At 71.4% G+C, this 17,182-nt stretch carries 21 protein-coding genes and 1 riboswitch; of the genes, 11 read left to right on the top strand and 10 right to left on the bottom strand.

The genetic code is table 11. The features are described 5' to 3' along the window. Nucleotides 1-22: 22 nt before the first annotated feature. Genes bioD through bioB form a run of 3 tightly spaced genes read right to left on the bottom strand, consistent with a single transcriptional unit; the run spans nt 23 to nt 3,249 of the window. The gene (gene bioD / locus ACQEV2_RS05615) at nt 23-739 is read right to left on the bottom strand and encodes a dethiobiotin synthase (protein WP_433037140.1); all 717 of its coding nucleotides are present in this window, start codon (nt 737-739) and stop codon (nt 23-25) included. A gap of 1 nt (nt 740) precedes the next feature. Next, nucleotides 741-2,021, bottom strand: a complete 1,281-nt coding sequence (locus ACQEV2_RS05610) for an adenosylmethionine--8-amino-7-oxononanoate transaminase (protein WP_433037138.1) — start codon at nt 2,019-2,021, stop codon at nt 741-743. A 10-nt stretch (nt 2,022-2,031) separates the two neighbouring features. Further along, nucleotides 2,032-3,249, bottom strand: a complete 1,218-nt coding sequence (gene bioB, locus ACQEV2_RS05605) for a biotin synthase BioB (RefSeq protein WP_433037136.1) — start codon at nt 3,247-3,249, stop codon at nt 2,032-2,034. A gap of 147 nt (nt 3,250-3,396) precedes the next feature. On the opposite strand from bioB, the gene ACQEV2_RS05600 reads away from it, so the two are divergent. Then, nucleotides 3,397-4,524, top strand: a complete 1,128-nt coding sequence (locus tag ACQEV2_RS05600) for an 8-amino-7-oxononanoate synthase (protein WP_433037134.1) — start codon at nt 3,397-3,399, stop codon at nt 4,522-4,524. Between the two features lie 64 nt (nt 4,525-4,588). Here the strand turns inward: ACQEV2_RS05600 and ACQEV2_RS05595 are convergent, their stop codons facing one another. Both ACQEV2_RS05595 and ACQEV2_RS05590 read right to left on the bottom strand, forming a co-directional pair. Further along, entirely contained in the window at nt 4,589-4,816 is a 228-nt protein-coding gene (locus tag ACQEV2_RS05595; RefSeq protein ID WP_433037132.1) for a DUF397 domain-containing protein, read from the bottom strand. Nucleotides 4,817-4,825: 9 nt separating this feature from the next. Further along, a complete protein-coding gene (locus ACQEV2_RS05590; RefSeq protein WP_433037130.1) occupies nt 4,826-5,695 on the bottom strand; it encodes a helix-turn-helix domain-containing protein in 870 nt (289 codons plus the stop codon). Nucleotides 5,696-5,909: 214 nt separating this feature from the next. Between ACQEV2_RS05590 and ACQEV2_RS05585 the strand changes: the two genes are divergently transcribed. Next, the gene (locus ACQEV2_RS05585; RefSeq protein WP_433037128.1) at nt 5,910-6,368 is read left to right on the top strand and encodes an ATP-binding protein; all 459 of its coding nucleotides are present in this window, start codon (nt 5,910-5,912) and stop codon (nt 6,366-6,368) included. 125 nt (nt 6,369-6,493) lie between these two features. Here the strand turns inward: ACQEV2_RS05585 and ACQEV2_RS05580 are convergent, their stop codons facing one another. Further along, nucleotides 6,494-7,408 (bottom strand): LysR family transcriptional regulator, encoded by a 915-nt coding sequence (locus ACQEV2_RS05580; RefSeq protein ID WP_433037126.1) that lies wholly within the window; start codon nt 7,406-7,408, stop codon nt 6,494-6,496. A 90-nt stretch (nt 7,409-7,498) separates the two neighbouring features. Here ACQEV2_RS05580 and ACQEV2_RS05575 point away from each other — a divergent pair, with 90 nt between their 5' ends. After that, entirely contained in the window at nt 7,499-8,113 is a 615-nt protein-coding gene (locus ACQEV2_RS05575) for a LysE family translocator (RefSeq protein ID WP_433037124.1), read from the top strand. A 53-nt stretch (nt 8,114-8,166) separates the two neighbouring features. Here ACQEV2_RS05575 and ACQEV2_RS05570 read toward each other — a convergent pair whose 3' ends face one another. From ACQEV2_RS05570 to ACQEV2_RS05560, 3 genes are all read right to left on the bottom strand, one after another. Then, nucleotides 8,167-8,640 carry a C40 family peptidase gene (locus ACQEV2_RS05570; RefSeq protein WP_433037122.1) on the bottom strand — a complete coding sequence of 158 codons (474 nt, stop codon included), beginning with the start codon at nt 8,638-8,640 and terminating at the stop codon, nt 8,167-8,169. 3 nt (nt 8,641-8,643) lie between these two features. Next, nucleotides 8,644-8,829: riboswitch (cyclic di-AMP (ydaO/yuaA leader) on the bottom strand. A gap of 366 nt (nt 8,830-9,195) precedes the next feature. After that, nucleotides 9,196-9,504, bottom strand: a complete 309-nt coding sequence (locus ACQEV2_RS05565; protein ID WP_433037120.1) for a hypothetical protein — start codon at nt 9,502-9,504, stop codon at nt 9,196-9,198. 7 nt (nt 9,505-9,511) lie between these two features. After that, nucleotides 9,512-10,147, bottom strand: a complete 636-nt coding sequence (locus ACQEV2_RS05560; protein WP_433037118.1) for an ATP-dependent Clp protease proteolytic subunit — start codon at nt 10,145-10,147, stop codon at nt 9,512-9,514. Between the two features lie 69 nt (nt 10,148-10,216). On the opposite strand from ACQEV2_RS05560, the gene ACQEV2_RS05555 reads away from it, so the two are divergent. Then, nucleotides 10,217-10,495, top strand: a complete 279-nt coding sequence (locus ACQEV2_RS05555) for a type II toxin-antitoxin system Phd/YefM family antitoxin (protein ID WP_433037116.1) — start codon at nt 10,217-10,219, stop codon at nt 10,493-10,495. 98 nt (nt 10,496-10,593) lie between these two features. Here ACQEV2_RS05555 and ACQEV2_RS05550 read toward each other — a convergent pair whose 3' ends face one another. Continuing rightward, nucleotides 10,594-11,577, bottom strand: a complete 984-nt coding sequence (locus tag ACQEV2_RS05550) for an ABC transporter permease (RefSeq protein WP_433037114.1) — start codon at nt 11,575-11,577, stop codon at nt 10,594-10,596. Between the two features lie 121 nt (nt 11,578-11,698). Here ACQEV2_RS05550 and ACQEV2_RS05545 point away from each other — a divergent pair, with 121 nt between their 5' ends. The 7 genes from ACQEV2_RS05545 (at nt 11,699) to ACQEV2_RS05515 (ending at nt 17,163) form a co-directional block, all read left to right on the top strand. After that, nucleotides 11,699-12,328, top strand: a complete 630-nt coding sequence (locus tag ACQEV2_RS05545; protein WP_433037112.1) for a TetR/AcrR family transcriptional regulator — start codon at nt 11,699-11,701, stop codon at nt 12,326-12,328. A 132-nt stretch (nt 12,329-12,460) separates the two neighbouring features. Then, nucleotides 12,461-12,763: an urease subunit gamma gene (locus ACQEV2_RS05540; RefSeq protein WP_037890687.1), complete on the top strand. Its 303-nt coding sequence runs from the start codon at nt 12,461-12,463 to the stop codon at nt 12,761-12,763. A 9-nt stretch (nt 12,764-12,772) separates the two neighbouring features. Then, nucleotides 12,773-13,084 (top strand): urease subunit beta, encoded by a 312-nt coding sequence (locus ACQEV2_RS05535; RefSeq protein ID WP_398824273.1) that lies wholly within the window; start codon nt 12,773-12,775, stop codon nt 13,082-13,084. Further along, complete coding sequence (locus ACQEV2_RS05530; RefSeq protein WP_433037110.1) at nt 13,077-14,798, top strand: urease subunit alpha; 1,722 nt, start codon at nt 13,077-13,079, stop codon at nt 14,796-14,798. The genes ACQEV2_RS05535 and ACQEV2_RS05530 overlap by 8 nt, the downstream gene beginning before the upstream one ends. 56 nt (nt 14,799-14,854) lie before the next feature. Further along, entirely contained in the window at nt 14,855-15,529 is a 675-nt protein-coding gene (locus ACQEV2_RS05525; protein ID WP_433037108.1) for an urease accessory protein UreF, read from the top strand. Nucleotides 15,530-15,724: 195 nt separating this feature from the next. Next, the gene (ureG, locus tag ACQEV2_RS05520; protein ID WP_433037106.1) at nt 15,725-16,402 is read left to right on the top strand and encodes an urease accessory protein UreG; all 678 of its coding nucleotides are present in this window, start codon (nt 15,725-15,727) and stop codon (nt 16,400-16,402) included. Then, nucleotides 16,399-17,163 carry an urease accessory protein UreD gene (locus ACQEV2_RS05515; protein WP_433054217.1) on the top strand — a complete coding sequence of 255 codons (765 nt, stop codon included), beginning with the start codon at nt 16,399-16,401 and terminating at the stop codon, nt 17,161-17,163. Before ureG ends, ACQEV2_RS05515 begins: the two co-directional genes overlap by 4 nt. Nucleotides 17,164-17,182 lie beyond the last annotated feature (19 nt).

The raw sequence follows: 17,182 nt of genomic DNA, 5'->3' as shown, positions 1-17,182 counted from the left end.
GGGCGTCACCCGCGGACACTTCTCAGGGCGCCACCCGCCCCCGGAACCCCTCCGCATCCCACGTCCCGAACAGCCGCGGCGCCAGCCACCCCGGCGCTCCGGCACGGAAGTCGGCAGGCGCCAGCACCCCGGCCCCCGCCGGGACCGCCCCCAGCAGCGGCGCCCCCGCCACCTCCGGCAGATCCGCGACATTGCAACGCGACGCAAGATCCGGTGACTCGGGCCAGCTGCCGATCACCACACCCAGCAAGTCCACCCGCCGACCCCGCAGTTCGCGTGCCGTCAGCTCCGTCGTGTTCAGCGTGCCCAGACCCGCCGACGCCACCACCAGAACCGGCACCGCCATCAGCTCGGCCGCGTCCGCCAGCGTGCCGCCCGCCTCGTCGAAGCGGACGAGCAGCCCGCCCGCCCCCTCCACCAGCACCAGGTCGTGCTCGGCGGCCAACTTGGCGGCGGCGTCGGCGATCTCGTGCGGGTGGACCGGCGTACGGCCGGCCCGTCGTGCGGCGGTCGCCGGGGCCAACGGGTCGGGGTAGCGGGCGAGTTCGGCGGTCGTCACGGTGCCCGCGAGCCGCGCGACCTCGTCGGCGTCCCCGCGCTCGTCCGGCCCTACGCCCGTCTGCGCCGCCTTCAGCACCGCCACCGACCGGCCCGTCGCGACCGCCGCTGCGGCGACCGCGGCGGTCGTGACCGTCTTGCCGACCTCCGTGCCCGTGCCCGTGATCACCAGTACCGGCATGTCAGCCCTCCCGTGCCGCCGCGCACACCGCGCGGGCGATCCGCGCCACGTCCGCGTCGCCGGTGACGTACGGCGGCATCGTGTAGATCAGGTCGCGGAACGGCCGCAGCCACACGCCCTCGCGTACGGCCGCAGCGGTCGCCGCCTTCATGTCCACGGCGTGGTCCAGCTGGACGACCCCGATGGCGCCGAGGACTCGGACATCCTTCACGCCCGGAATGTCCGACGCGGCAGCCAGCCCTTCCCGCAGCCCCGCCTCGATCCGCTTGACCTCGGCCAGCCAGTCCTGGCCGAGCAGCAGCTCGATCGAGGCGCAGGCGACCGCGGCCGCCAGCGGATTGCCCATGAAGGTCGGCCCGTGAGCCAGCACCGGCACCTCGCCCCGCGAGATGCCGTCGGCCACGCGGGGCGTGCACAGCGTCGCGGCCATCGTCATGTAGCCGCCGGTCAGCGCCTTGCCGACGCACATCACGTCCGGCGACACCGCCGCGTGCCCGGCCGCGAACAGCGTGCCGGTGCGCCCGAACCCGGTCGCGATCTCGTCGAAGACCAGCAGGACGTCGTGCGCGTCGCACGCCTCGCGCAGCACCCGCAGATACGCCGGGGAGTGGAACCGCATCCCGCCCGCGCCCTGCACGACCGGCTCGACGATCACGGCCGCCAGTTCGTGCGCGTGCCGCTCGATCAGCGACCGCAGATGCTCGGCGTACGACTCCTCGTACCCCGCCGGCGGCGGGTCCGCGAACACCTGGCGCTGGAGCACCCCGGTCCACAGCTCGTGCATCCCGCCCTCGGGGTCGCACACCGACATCGGCTGCCAGGTGTCGCCGTGGTAGCCGCCGCGCCAGGTCAGCAGCCGCTGCTTGCCGGGACGGCCCAGCGAACGCCAGTACTGCAGGCACATCTTGACCGCCACCTCGACCGACACCGACCCGGAGTCGGCGAGGAAGACATGCTCCAGGCCGTCGGGCGACATGTCGACAAGGAGCTTCGCCAGGCGGACGGCGGGCTCGTGCGTGAGCCCGCCGAACATCACATGGCTCATCCGCGACAGCTGCTCGCGCGCGGCCTCGTTGAGCACCGGGTTGTTGTAGCCGTGGATGGCCGACCACCAGGACGACATGCCGTCGACCAGCTCGCCGGAGCCGTCAGCCAGTCTCAGCCGCACCCCGTTCGCCGACTCCACGACGAGCGGCTCGATACGGCCGGGCATGGGGCCGTACGGATGCCAGACGTGCCGCCGGTCGAGCTCCAGCAGCTCGGGCACGCTCAGGTCAGGCATGTGGTGCAGGTCAGGCATTGGGCGCAAGGTCCGTTCCGGCGCCCCGGCGGCGTACGGCGACCAGGTCGGTGCGTGGCTCGCCGGCCGGCGCGGCAGCGGCCGTACCGCACACACCGCCACCCTCGTGCGACCCGCACCCGGCACTGTCGTGCGACCCGCACCCCGCGCTCTCGTGGGACCCACAGCCCGCGCTCTCGTGCGAGCCGCACCCGCCCCCGGCCGCAGCCCGGTGCTCCGGCAGCGTCACCTGGTCGGCGCCCTCCACCTCGAACCCGGCGTCCGCGATCATCTCCAGGTCGGCCTTGCCGGCCTGGCCCTCACTGGTGAGGTAGTCGCCGAGGAAGATCGAGTTGGCCAGGTGCAGGGCGAGGGGCTGCATCGTGCGCAGATGCACCTCGCGGCCGCCCGCGATGCGCACCTCGACGTCCGGGCACACGAACCGGACCATCGCCAGGATCCGCAGGCAGCGCTGCGGGGTGAGGTTCCACTCCTTGGCGAGCGGGGTGCCCTCGAACGGGATCAGGAAGTTGACCGGCACCGAGTCCGGGTCCAGCTCACGCAGCGAGTAGACGACGTCGACCAGGTCCTCGTCGCTCTCGCCCATGCCCGCGATGAGGCCGGAGCAGGCGGACAGGCCGGCCGAGTGCGCCTTCTGCACGGTGTCGACCCGGTCGGCGTACGTGTGCGTGGTCGTGATGTCCCCGTATGTGGACTCCGAGGTGTTGAGGTTGTGGTTGTACGCGTCCGCGCCCGCCTCGCGCAGCCGCTCCGCCTGGCCGTCGGAGAGAAGGCCGAGGCAGGCGCACACCTCGACGCCCTCGTTCTGGTCCTTGATCGTCTTGATGGTCTCGGAGACCCGGTCCACGTCACGGTCCGTCGGGCCGCGCCCGGACGCCACCAGACACACCCGCTTGGCGCCACCCGCCAATCCGGCGGCCGCCGCCTTGGAGGCCTCGTCCGGCTTGAGCCAGGTGTACTTCAGGATGCCGGCGGTGGAGCCGAGCCGCTGGGAACAGTAGGAGCAGTCCTCCGGGCACAGGCCCGACTTGAGGTTGACGAGATAGTTGAGTTTCACCCGTCGGCCGAACCAGTGGCGGCGCACCTTTCCGGCCGCGGCCACCACATCGAGCAGGTCGTCGTCGGAAGTGGCGAGGACGGCCAGCGCCTCCTCGCGGGTCGGCAGCTCGCGCCGAAGCCCCTTGTCCACCAGCGTGTTCAGCAGGTCCATGGGAGCAGATCCTGTCCTACGGAGCCACCTCGGGCCAAGGAGAGTTCGTACAACAGAGGCGTTTCGACGTGTGGGTATTGCCACATCCTGTGCTGCGGGTGTTCCGACTAGTGTCTGTTCACTGCCTACAAAAGCATCGGAGGACCCATGGCGTTCGGCTGGATCGACGAGCAGGCCGAGCGGCGCCGCCGCGTCGGACTCGTGCGGACCCTGCGCCCCCGCCCCGCCGATTCGCCGCTCCTCGATCTCGCCGGCAACGACTACCTGGGCCTGGCCCAGCACCCCGAGGTCGTCGAGGGCGCCGCCGCGGCCGCCCGCACCTGGGGCGGCGGCGCGACCGGCTCCCGGCTGGTCACCGGCACCACCGAACTGCACGGCGAGCTGGAGCGCGAGCTGGCCGACTTCTGTGGCTTCGAGGCCGCGCTGGTCTTCTCCTCCGGGTACGCGGCGAACCTGGCCGCTGTCACCGCGCTGACCCCGCGGGGCTCCCTGATCGTCGCCGACGCCGGCAACCACGCCTCGCTCATCGACGGCTGCCGGCTGGCGCGCGCCACCACCGAGGTGGTGGAGCACGCCGACCCGGACGCGGTGCGCAAGGCGCTGCAGACGCATGACGGGCCCGCCGTCGTCGTCTCCGACACGGTGTTCTCCGTCGACGGCGACCAGGCCCCGCTCGCCGGGCTCGCCGACGCCTGCCGGGAGTACGGCGCCGGACTGATCGTCGACGACGCCCACGGGCTGGGCGTGCTCGGCACCGGCGGCCGCGGTGCCCCGTACGCGGCGGGCCTCGCGGGCGCCGACGACGTGGTCGCCACCGTCACCCTGTCCAAGTCGCTCGGCAGCCAGGGCGGAGCCGTGCTCGGCCCGGCCCGGGTGATCGACCATCTGGTGAACACGGCACGGACGTTCATCTTCGACACGGGCCTCGCCCCCGCCGCGGCGGGGGCGGCCCTGGCCGCCCTCCGGCTGCTGCGCCGAGAGCCGGAGCGGGCGGGACGGGCGCGCGCGGTGGCGGGCGAGTTGTACACCCGCCTGACGGCCGCGGGCCTGACGGCGGTCCGTCCGGACGCCGCGGTCGTCTCCGTGCGCGCGCCCTCCCGGCAGGAGGCTGTTCAGTGGGCGGCCGACTGCCGGGTGGCAGGCCTCGCCGTCGGCTGCTTCCGTCCTCCCTCCGTTCCCGACGGCATCTCCCGGCTGAGGCTGACCGCCCGCGCGGACCTCACCGAGGCACAGATCGAACGCGCTGTACAGGTGATCGGGGAGACACGACCATGAGTCGGCGTGACACGGCCGTGCGCCGCCCCTGACGAAAATCGATCAGGAACTGATCAGGAAGTGATCAGGACTGGAACGCGGCCGTGAAGCCCGCCCAGCTCTCGGGGGAGAAGAGCAGCGCGGGTCCGGCCGGGTCCTTGGAGTCACGCACGGCGAGCAGCCCGATCCAGGGACCGGAGTGCGCCCGTGCCGTCTCGACGCAGTTGTTGGCGCCGGTGCTGTAGCTGCTGCGCAGCCATCGGACACCGAGCAGATCGGTACTTGAAGTTACGTTCCGAGGCATTGCGGTCATGGTGCCTCCTTACGCGCCGCCACCCAGCGCGGCGATGTAATCCATCGATTCCTCGGGCGAAAGGGCGTGGATCCGAAGGGCGTTGAAGGCCTCCGTGTAGGCCTGGAGGTCTTCTTTCCGTTCGAGATAGAGGCTACTCGTCAAGTGGTCGAGAACAACCACATCCAGATCAGAAGTGCTCGAAAATGAGAAGATAACGAAAGGCCCGGTGATGCCGATATGCTCCCCGGCCGCGAACGGCAGTACCTGCAAGCGGACATGCGGCAGCCGCGCCGCCTCCAACAGTCGCCCCAGCTGCCGCTTCATCACCTCGGGCCCGCCGATCTCCCTGCGCAGCACGGCCTCGTCGAGCACCGCGCTCAACCGCAACGGCGGATCGGCGTGCAGCACGTCCTGCCTGGCCAGACGGACCGCGACCAGCGCGTCGAGCCGTTCGTCGGTGGCGTCGTCGAGCCCGCTCACCGCGGCCCGGGTCACCGCCCGGGCGTACTCCGGTGTCTGCAGCAGCCCGGGCACCACGGAGGTCTCCAGCGTGCGCATCGCGCTCGCCTGGGACTCCAGGCTGATGAAGTCCCGGTAGGTCGGCGGCAGCACGCCCCGGTACGCGTGCCACCAGTGGTGCCGCCCACCACCGTCGTCCGACCCCGCCAACATCAGCAGCATCTCGCGCAGTTGGGAATCCCGGACACCGTAGGCGTCGAGCAGTAACCGCACATCGGCCGGTTTCACCCCGCTGGCGCCGGTCTCGATCCGGCTCACCTTGGACTGGTGCCAGCCCACCAACCGGGCCGCCTCACCACTGGTGAGCCCGGCTCCGGTGCGCAACGCACGCAGTTCCGCGCCCAGTTTCCGGCGGCGCACCGCGGGACCGTGCTGCATGGGTAACCCCTTACTCCAACCGAGCCGCCCAAATACGGTCTGCCGTCGCAGAGTTCACCGCTTCGAGCGACAGATATATGCATATCTTGGTGGATCGGCACCCTGACGGCCCTGGTAATGGCAGTCTGGCGAACGAAGCACCAGTCCGGGACCGTACTCGAACCATCCGCTCCGTGTCGGACTGCGGTCCCGTTGGGAAAGGGACGACATCGCCATGGCAGATCACTTGGAAGCATCCGTCACTCTGCCGAGCGATCCCGCCTCGGTCTCCGCGGCCCGGGCGTATGTGGTCACCACCCTCGCGGAGTGGGGACTGCCATCGGACACGGAAACGGCCGACACCATCCGGTTGATCGTCTCCGAACTCACCACCAACGCCGTACAGCACACCCTCGGTCAGTCACCCACCTTCACGGTGGACCTCGAGCTCGACCGTGACGAACACCTGCGCATCGGCGTCACCGACAGCCATCCGCGGTTCCCCAAGCGGCTGCCGGCCGCGGTCCAGCAGGACAACGGGCGCGGCATGGTCATCATCCGCTGGCTGACCGCGGAGTGCGGCGGCAAGCTGAGAGTGCGGCCGACGCGCGAGGGCGGCAAGACCGTCTCCATCGAGCTGCCGTGGGTCGTACCGGCGGAGGCCGTGCGGAGCGCTCCGCGAGAAGGGCCGTGACGCTCCGCCGGAGGTGCCACGACGGGTAGTGCCGCGATGGGTCGTCTGTCGTCCTGTGGCCCGTTGTGGCTGGTCGCGCCCACGCGGCGGAGCCGCATATCGATACAGCCCCACGCCCCTTGAGGTCAGGACTGCTGAGCTCGGCTGAAAGTTCCGCGCAGTAGCGCTCGGAAGGCGTCCGCTGTGGGGGACATCTCGTCGGTGCGGTAGGCGACCGAGATCGTGCGGCGGAGCTCCGCGCCCTCCAGCGCGCGTACCCCCACCGGAGTGACCGACGTGTGCGCCACCATCTCCGGTACCACCGCCACCCCGAGCCCCGCACTGGCCAGCGCGCAGACCAGGAGGTACCCGGGTGTCGGGACCAGCACCGAGGGCATGGCCCCGGCCCGGGCCAGCATCGCCTCGACGCCCCGGCGGGCCGGAGCGTCCGGCGCCATGCTGATCAGGGGCTGCCCGGCGAGCTCGGCCAGCGGCAGGCGTGCGGTCCCGCTGGTGAGGACGTGGCCCGGAGCGGACACCAGGACCAGCTCCTCGACGAGGATCGGCTCGATGTCGACGGAGGAGGGGAGCGGGATGGGGTCACCCGGCTGATAGGCGTGCGTCAGGGCCAGGTCGACCCCGCCGGCCGCGACGGCGGTGACACCGGCCGACGGTTCGTAGTCGCTGACGGTCAACTCCACGTCCGGGTGGGCCCGGCGGAAGGCGCTGAGGGCCGGCGGCAGCAGATGGATGCCGGCCGTCTGGAAGGTGCCCAGGCGGAGCGTGCCGCCCGAAAGGCCGGTCAGCCGGGCCAGTTCGTGCCGGGCCCGCTCCAGCTCGTCCAGCACCCGCCGCGCCCGGACCACCAGCAGCTCGCCCGCACCTGTGAGCCGCGCCCCGCGGTGGTGCCGTACCAGAAGGGCGGTGCCCGCCTCGCGTTCCAGCTTGGCCAGCTGCTGGGAGAGCGCCGGCGTGGTGTAGCCGAGCCGCTCGGCCGCTCGGGTGATCGAACCCGCCTCCGCGACCGCCACCAGGGCGGCGAGGCGGGTCGGGTCGTACATGTGGTCTCCCAGGCGCCTAAACCGATGCTTTAGGGCTTCCCAGAATATTCGAAATACCTGCTGAAGGCTCAGTCGCGGCACGCTGGTCCCATGGACGCTCAGCTCATCGCCTTCACCGGGGTCTCCGCCGGCCTGGTCGCCATGCCCGGGGCGGACTTCACCGTCGTCGTACGCAACGCCCTCGTCTCCCGCCGGGCGGGCATCGCCTGCGCGCTCGGGATCGGGGCCGGGCTGCTGGTCCATGTGACGCTGGCGGTGGTGGGAGTCGCCGCGGTGCTGGCCGCCGTACCGGCGCTGTTCCGGGCGCTCCAGGTGGTGGGCGGCGTCTATGTGCTGTACCTGGGGGTTCAGACGCTGCGGCAGCGGCACACCGACGTGGCCGACACGCGCGAGGATTCCACCGCGCGGCCGCTGCGGCAGGGCTTCGTCACCAACGCCCTCAACCCGAAGGCATCCCTCACCTTCCTCAGCGTGCTGCCGCAGTTCGTGCCCGCGGGTGCTCCGGCGCTGCCCAGGACGCTGCTGCTGGCCCTGATCGTGCTCGCGATCGCGCTGGTGTGGTTCCAGGTCGTCGCGCTGCTGGTGGACCGGCTCGGCAGGTGGCTGCGCAGACCGCGCGCCGCCCGGGCGGTCACGGTCGGCACGGGCGCCGCGCTGACGGCCTTCGGCCTGGCGCTCCTCGCGGGGCCGCTGTCGGCCCTGTGAGGCCCCGGGGGCGGTGACGGCACATCAGACCGCCGTCACCGCCCCCGGGAAGGTCACTTGACCCGGCCGTACCAGACGCTCCTGGTCCAGATCTTCTGCAGCTTCACGACGTCCCCGCTCTTCGGGGAGTGCCAGATCTTTCCCTTCCCGGCGTAGATGCCGACGTGGTAGACGTTCGACCCCGAGTGGAAGAACACCAGGTCCCCGGCCTTGCGGTTGGCGGCGGAGATGTGACGCGTCTTGTTGTACTGCTGGGCCGCCGTACGGGGCAGCTTCTTGCCCGCCTTCTTGTACGAGTACAGCGTGAGCCCGGAGCAGTCGAACCTGTACGGCCCGGTGGCGCCCCACTTGTACGGGGAGCCCTTCTTCGAGGCCGCCACTTGAAGCGCCTTGGACGCCGGCGTCGCCGCTTCGGCCTCGGCGGTGAGGCCGGGGGCGACAACGGTGCCGCCCACTGCGGCGAGGGTGAGAGCCGAGGCGGTGCCGGCCCGGGCCATCAGCGACGGGACACGATTGAGCGCAGTCATGCGCAACCCTTCGTCAGCCGCCTGTGAAGGATGACCTGTCGGATTCGGGCTGGCGAAGTTGCCCGGCCGCGTTGCCGCGGCTTCACCCCAAGGGTTGCTCGGATCGAACGAACGTCCGCTCCGGCGACCCGTCTTGCTTGGGTCCTCCACTCCTGCCGATCCACTCCTGAAGACCGGTCATCCGGGCGGCGGCAGGACTCGGCGTCCGCCCGGACCGCCCCGCCGCTGCGGCGGGGGCTTGTCGTCAGACAGGGATCTTGACGCACGAGTGAGCGAAATACCCAACGGAATCGGGGATTTGTGTTGTTACTCACCACTCACCCGTTCGGGTGGGTAGCCACGTCTTCGTGGGGGTGTCCAGGCACCCGAGGAGTCCCGGACCAGGGACGGAACGCTCGATTCCGTCTTCGGGTCATGTCTGCTGCGCAACCCCGACAGGCATACAAAAGGAGAAGTGGCTACGCCGAAAGGGGGTACGCCATTTGGTCCGTTTCAGCCCCGCTCCGGACGCCTCGTCAGAGGGCCGAGGCGTCCGGTATCACTTTGTACGCGTCGTCAACTGTCGGAGCGCGGCGGCACCGTGACGCGAGCCGTGCGGCGCTCTCCGTCCAGCACGCGCAACGCACGCGCCAGCGTGGGGGCGTGCAGCTCCGTCTCACCGCGCTGGTGCATCAGCGCCAGCGCGTCCCGGAGCTCGGCCGCCTTGGCGACGAGCGCCTGAGCGGCGCGCAGTCCGCGGTAGGTGTCGCCGTGCTGCGCCGGGTTGATCCGGCCCAGCAGGTCGACCACATCGAGGTAACGGTCGATCAACTCCCCCTCCGCACGCGTCAGCGCGGGCAGGGGCGGCAACTCGGGTGGGAGCACCGGCCGGTCACCGCCCCGTGGGCGGGGCGAGGGTGGCCTTGCGGCTGGGGATGATCCGGTCCACCAGGCCGTACTCCACGGCGCCCTGCGCGTCCAGGATCTTGTCCCGCTCGATGTCGGCGCCGACCTGCTCGCGGCTGCGCCCGGTGTGCCGGACGAGCAGCTCCTCGAGGCGGGCCCGAATGCGCGTCAGCTCGTCGGCCTGGATGGCGAGATCGCTCGCCTGTCCCTCGATCGGCTCAGGCAGCCCCGGCTGGTGGATCACCATGCGCGCACCCGGCAGCGCGAACCGCTTCCCCGGCGTGCCCCCGGCCAGCAGCACTGCGGCGGCCGAACCGGCCTGGCCCAGGCAGATCGTCTCCACGTCGCAGGTGACGTACTGCATCGTGTCGTAGATCGCCGTCATGGCGCTGAACGAGCCGCCGGGCGAGTTGATGTACAGCGAGATGTCCCGGTCGGGTTCCTTGTGCTCCAGGTACATGAACTGCGCCATCACATCGTTGGCCGAGGTCTCGTCGACCTGGGTGCCGAGGAAGACGATCCGCTCCTCCAGCAGCTTCGAGTACGGGTCCTGCGTCTTGGTGCCGAAACTCGTGCGCTCGGTGAACTCGGGCAGGACATAGCGGGCGGACGGTCGGGTCATGGCTCACGCCTCCCTTGGCGGGGTGCCTGTAAAAAATGTACAGGACGTACATGACGTAATGTAGGGAGCATGGCCTACGAGATTCCGGTGACGCAAGCCAGGGCTGAGCTCGCCGACCTCATCAACCGCGTCGTGTACGGCGGTGAACGCGTCGTCGTGACGCGGCACGGAAAGCCCCTCGTCGCCCTTGTCTCCGCTGCTGACCTGGAACGACTCGACGCCCTCGACGGCCCCGCCGACGAGCAGGTGATCAGCGCGGTCTCCCGCGTCCGCGAGGCCGGTTCCGCCCCCCGCGAACGACACCGCTTCGGCATCGCGGCGGAGCACCGGGGGACCGCCCCCTCGTAGCCGCTCCGCCGCGGAGCATCCGCCTGAACGACGAGACCGTGCACCCCCGTCCGCTACAGCGGGGGTGCACGGTCGGTTCCGTGTGACGGCGGGCTTGGTCAGCCGACGGGGGCGAGTTCCCTCTCGATCGCGGGCTCGGCGGCCTTCGTACGGGACTTGAGCGCGCTGCCGAGCAGTACGGCGCCCAGGCCCAGCGCCGCCCACCAGGTGAGCGTCAGGGCGGGACCGGTCGCTGCCGCGCCGTCGAAGAAGGACACCGAGCGCAGCAGGGTCGTGCCCGCGCCCGGCGGCAGCCACTGCCCGATCGCGCCGGCCGGCTCGGGCAGCATCTGCGGTGCCGAGGGCGCCCCGGAGAAGGGGTTGCCCAGCAGCATCACGACCGCCGCCATGATCCCGACGCCGGCTGTGCCGATGAGGGCGGCGAGCCCCGCCACGGCAGCGCTCACGGCCAGCGTCGACAGGGCGAAGACCCCGGCCTCGGCCCACCAGTTGCCGGTGAGGACCTCCAGCCAGCTGTGGGCGAGCGCGGCCGCGGTCATGCCGATCAGTGCGGCGGCGCCGACCAGTGCGCCCACGGCGCGCAGGCCACGCAGCCCGAGCAGGGTCACGGCCGCGCCGGCCGCGATGCCGGCCAGGGCGAGCGGCAGGACGCTCGCGTTGAGGGCCGCCCCGCGCGGGTCCGTCTCGGGTGCGGACACCACGTCGACCGTCCTGATCGCGGTGCCCTGGGCGGCGGCCTGCTGGGCCACCGCCTGCTGCAGCAGCTGGGCCACCACCGGGCTCGCCGCCGACGCGGTCAGCAGCTTTGGGCCCTGCGGGGTGACGACGACCGCGCCGTATACGGTCCGGTCCTCGATGGCGTCCCGGGCGGCGGCCTCGTCGGCGTAGCGGTGGATCTCGAAGGCGCCCTGGTGCGCGGCCAGTTGCTGCTCCACCTGGGCGGTGGCGGCCGTCGGTCCGGCCACGCCGAGCGGCAGGTCCCGGGGGGCCGTGCGGGCGGCCGGCCAGGCGAAGGCCCACAGGGCGAGGGCAGCCAGGGCGGGGACGAGGACGACGACCGCGATCAGGCGGCGGGTGGACATGGGGACTCCCTGAGGTGCGAGCTCGGGTAAAAAGAAGGATCGTTCGTTTTTGCTTGTGCCCTCACCGTCCTGCGGATGCGCTTCCTTGTCAAGAAGGAATGTTCGTTTTACTTTGGGGGCCATGGCCCGCGTATCCCAGGAACACCTCGACGCCCGCCGCCGGCAGATCCTCGACGGCGCCGCGATCTGCTTCGCCCGCAACGGCTTCCACGCCACGTCCATGCAGGACGTGCTGAAGGAGGTCGACCTCTCGGCGGGGGCGGTGTACCGCTACTTCAAGGGCAAGGAGGAGCTCATCGGCGCGATCGTCACCGAGGTGCTCGGCTCGGTCCGCGCGGCCTTCGAGGAGGCGGCGCGGCAGAGCCCGCCCCCGCCCCCGGACGAACTCGTCGCCGCCGTTCTCGGCAAGACGCTCGCCGCACGTGAGTCCCTGGTCGTCGACGGGCGGCCCGCGTTTCCGCGGCTCATCGTCCAGGTATGGGGGGAGACGCTGCGCAACGAAGAGCTGGCGGCACTTCTGCGGGAGGGCTACGGCTCGGTCCGCGCGGCCTGGGCGAAGATCGTCGAGGGTTACCAGAATGCCGGGATGATGCGGACGGATGTGGAGCCGGACCATGTGGCCCGCACGATGATCTCCGCCGTGCTGGGCTTCCTCGCGCAGCAGTCCCTCTTCGGGCCGGCTCCGGTCGAGATCCTCCGGGACGGTCTGCGGGCCTTGATGAGCATGCGGGACGAGCCCGCCGCGAGCTGATGGATCACAGCTCGGTTAACTTGCTCGAAACTCCGTCCAACTAGCCTGCCGACCAACGCCACCAGGGACTTTGCCCCGTGGCCGCGGCAACCGGACCCCGCACGGTCCGGAGCGAGGACTGTGAGGTGGGACGTGCAACTGACCCCGCACGAGCAAGAGAGGCTGCTCATCCACGTGGCGGCCGACGTGGCCGAGAAGCGCCGGGCCCGCGGGCTCAAGCTGAACCACCCGGAGGCGGTCGCCCTCATCACGTCGCACATCCTCGAGGGCGCCCGGGACGGCCGTACGGTCGCCGAGCTCATGTCCTCCGGGCGCAAGCTGCTCACCCGGGACGACGTCATGGAGGGCGTCCCGGAGATGATCCACGACGTCCAGGTCGAGGCGACCTTCCCGGACGGCACCAAGCTCGTCACCGTCCACGACCCGATCGTCTGAGGAGCCTCGATGATCCCCGGAGAGATCCTCTTCGCCGACGGCCCGATCGCCTACAACGAAGGCCGTGAGGTCACCCGGCTGACCGTCCTCAACGCCGCCGACCGGCCCGTCCAGGTCGGCTCCCACTACCACTTCGCCGAGGCCAACCCCGGTCTGGACTTCGACCGCGCCGCCGCCCGCGGCAAGCGACTCAACATCGCCGCCGGCACCGCCGTGCGCTTCGAGCCTGGGATCCCCGTCGACGTCGAACTCGTCCCCCTCACCGGCGCCCGCATCGTGCCCGGGCTGCGCGGGGAGACCGGAGGTGCCCTCGATGCCTGAGATCTCCCGCGCCGCGTATGCCGACCTGTTCGGCCCGACGACCGGCGACCGTATCCGGCTCGCCGACACCGATCTGCTGGTCGAGATCGAGGAGGACCGTTCCGGCGGTCCCGGACTCGCCGGTGACGAAGCCGTGTTCGGTGGCGGCAAGGTCATCCGCGAGTCCATGGGCCAGTCGCGTGCTACGCGCGCAGACGGCACGCCGGACACCGTCATCACGGGCGTCGTGATCATCGACCACTGGGGCATCGTCAAGGCCGACGTCGGCATCCGCGACGGCCGCATCACCGGCATCGGCAAGGCGGGCAACCCGGACACCATGGACGGGGTGCACCCCGATCTGGTCATCGGCCCCGAGACCGAGGTCATCGCGGGCAACGGACGCATCCTGACCGCCGGTGCCATCGACGCGCACGTCCACTTCATCTGCCCGCAGATCGCCGACGAGGCGCTGTCGTCGGGGATCACGACGCTGATCGGCGGCGGCACCGGACCCGCCGAGGGCTCGAAGGCGACCACGGTCACGCCGGGTCCCTGGCATCTGGCCCGCATGCTGGAGGCGATGGAGCAGTACCCCGTCAACTTCGGCCTGCTGGGCAAGGGCAACACCGTCTCCCACGAGGCGATGCTCTCCCAGATCCGCGGCGGCGCGCTCGGCCTCAAGCTGCACGAGGACTGGGGCTCCACCCCGGCCGTCATCGACGCCTCGCTGACCGTCGCCGACCAGACCGGCATCCAGATCGCCATCCACACCGACACACTGAACGAGGCCGGCTTCGTCGGTGACACGCTGGCCGCGATCGCGGGCCGGGGGATCCACGCCTACCACACCGAAGGTGCCGGTGGCGGGCACGCGCCGGACATCATGACCGTCGTCTCCGAGCCGCACGTGCTGCCCAGCTCCACCAACCCGACACGGCCGTTCACCGTCAACACAGCCGAGGAACACCTCGACATGCTGATGGTGTGCCACCACCTCAACGCGGCGGTGCCCGAGGACCTCGCCTTCGCCGAGTCGCGGATCCGGCCGTCGACCATCGGGGCGGAGGACATCCTGCACGACCTGGGCGCGATCTCGATCATCTCGTCGGACTCGCAGGCCATGGGCCGGGTGGGCGAGGTCATCATGCGCACCTGGCAGACCGCCCATGTGATGAAGGGGCGGCGCGGTGCGCTGCCGGGCGACGGGCGCGCCGACAACCTCCGCGTACGGCGGTACGTGGCCAAGTACACGATCAACCCCGCGCTCGCGCAGGGGCTCGCCCGCGAGATCGGTTCGGTGGAGACGGGGAAGCTCGCCGACCTCGTGCTGTGGGAACCCGCGTTCTTCGGCGTCAAGCCGCACGTCGTCATCAAGGGCGGGCAGATCGCCTACGCGCAGATGGGCGACGCCAACGCGTCCATCCCGACGCCGCAGCCGATCCTGCCCCGGCCGATGTTCGGCGCGATCGGGCGGGCGCCCGCCTCGAACTCCGTCAACTTCGTGGCGCCGCTCGCCATCGAGGACGGGCTGCCGGAGCGGCTCCAGCTCGGGAAGCGGTTCGTGGCGATCGAGTCGACGCGTGGGGTCACCAAGGCCGACATGCGGGAGAACGACGCGCGGCCCGAGGTGCGGGTCGATCCCGACAGCTTCGCCGTGCACATCGACGGGGAGCTGGTGGAGGCCACGCCTGCCGCCGAACTGCCCATGGCCCAGCGGTACTTCCTGTTCTGAGGGGCGAGTCGTGATGTTCATGGGTGAGGTGTCGTGATGTCCAGGGGTGGGTCGTGATGTCCCGGGCAGCACTCCTCGTCCTGGCCGACGGCCGCTTTCCCGCCGGGGGGCATGCGCACTCCGGCGGGGCGGAGGCGGCCGTCAAGGCCGGGCGGATCACCGGGGCCGGGAGCCTGGAGGACTTCTGCCGGGGGCGGCTGCACACGGCGGGGCTCGTCGCGGCCTCGCTTGCGGCGGCCGCCGCGCTCGGGGTCGACGTCGGTGCCCTGGATCGGGCAGCCGACGCCCGTACTCCGTCGCCCGCGTTGCGCACGGCTGCGCGCAAGCTCGGGCGTCAGCTGATGAGGGCGGCTCGGGCGACCTGGCCGTCCGGGGAGCTCGACGCGGTGGCGCGGGAGTTTCCCAAGGGGGCGCATCAGCCGGTGGTGCTCGGGCTGGCGGCTCGGGCGGCCGGGCTGGGGGCGGTGGATGCCGCGTACTGTGCGGCGTACGAGAGTGTGAGCGGGGCGGCGAGTGCGACGGTGCGGTTGCTGAGCCTTGATCCCTTTGACGCCACGGGGGTGCTGGCGCGGTTGGCGCCGGAGGTGGACCGGGTTGCGGATCGGGCGGTGGAGGCGGCTCGGCGGGTGGTCGACGACGGGGTCGATGCGTTGCCGGCGGCTTCGGGGGTGTTGCTGGAGATCGGAGCGGAGTCGCATGCCGCTTGGCCTGTTCGGTTGTTCGCGTCGTAGGAGGTTGCCCCCGCCGCCCTTACCCGTCCCGTCCTGAAGGGGCTCCGCCCCTTCCACCCCGCCAGGGGGCTCCGTCCCCTGGATCCCCGTCGGCCCCGAAAGGGCCTCGTCCTCAAACGCCGGACGGGCTGAAATGCCGAGCGGCGTCGAGAGTCCGAGCCGCCGAACGCCGGCCCGTATGAAAGGAGCCGCCCCATGCACCTCGACCACTCCCACGACGGTCCCTCCGCCGTCAGCGCCGACGCGCACCGGCCCGACGGATCGCGTCGGGCCCTGCGTATCGGGCTCGGAGGGCCCGTCGGGTCCGGTAAGACGGCCACCGTTGCCGCGCTCTGCCGGGCGCTGCGTGACGAACTGTCGCTTGCCGTCGTCACGAACGACATCTACACGCGGGAGGACGCCGAGTTCCTGCTGCGGGAGGCCGTGCTGCCGCCCGAGCGGATCACGGCCGTGGAGACAGGGGCGTGTCCGCACACCGCGATCCGGGACGACATCTCCGCGAACCTCGAAGCCGTCGAGGACCTGGAGGACGAGGTGGGCCCGCTCGATCTCATCCTCGTCGAGTCCGGTGGGGACAACCTCACCGCCACCTTCTCCAAGGGGCTCGTCGACGCGCAGATCTTCGTGATCGACGTGGCCGGGGGTGACGACATCCCGCGCAAGGGCGGCCCCGGGGTGACCACCGCCGATCTGCTGGTCGTCAACAAGACCGACCTCGCGCCGTACGTCGGCTCCGACCTGGCGCGGATGGCGGCGGACGCCAAGGCGCAGCGGGCCGAACTACCGGTCGTCTTCCAGTCGTTGAGGAGCGAGGCCGGTGTGAGGGACGTCGCCGACTGGGTGCGGGCGCAGCTCGCGGCGTGGACGGCATGACCGTGGCCGGTGGGGTGCGTGCCGTTGCGCGGATCGTCGCCCGGGACGACGGGCGGGGCGGTACGTCGCTGCCGGTGCTGGACAGTGACGGGCCGCTGGCCCTCAGGCGGACCCGGGGGAGCGGCGCCGAGGCGCGGGTCGTGCTCGTCGGCGCGATGAGCGGGCCGCTCGGTGGTGATCGCTTCCGTGTCGAGGCCGAGGTGGAGGCCGGCGCCCGGCTGCGGGTGGGGTCGGCCGCCGCCACCATCGCGCTGCCGGGGCAGAGCAAGGGAGAGGCCCGTTACGACGTACGGCTCTCCGTCGCCGACGGCGGCGAACTGCACTGGCTGCCCGAGCAGTTGATCTCCGCCCGGGGGAGTGATCTGTACGTCACGACCCGCGTCGACGTCGGCACGACGGGGCGGCTCGTGCTGCGCGAGGAGCAGGTGCTCGGGCGGGTGGGAGAGGAGCCCGGGCGGCTGAGCAGCCGGATCCGGGTGGGTGTCGCGGGCCGGGTGGTCCTCGATCAGGAGCTTTGCTGCGGGCCCGGTGCGCCGGGAGGCTGGGACGGGCCGGCCGGGCTCGGCGGGTGTCGAGCCGTCGGTCAACTCGTCGTCGTACGGCCGGAGTTCGCGAACGCTGCGGTGGCGGCCCGGGTGCTGGGGGAGAACGCGGCCGTCATGCCTCTGGCCGGGCCCGCCGCCCTGGTGAGTGCCGTGGCGGCGGACGCGCTGCGGCTGCGCAGGGTGCTCGACGAGGCGCTCGACTCCCTCGGCGGCTGAGAGCCGCCGCCGTCCCCGT

Origin of the sequence: Streptomyces sp. CA-251387 (assembly GCF_050936625.1) — a bacterium.
GTDB lineage: Bacteria > Actinomycetota > Actinomycetes > Streptomycetales > Streptomycetaceae > Streptomyces.
Note: the sequence above shows the minus strand (reverse complement) of the source record. Positions and strands in the feature narration are given on the sequence as shown.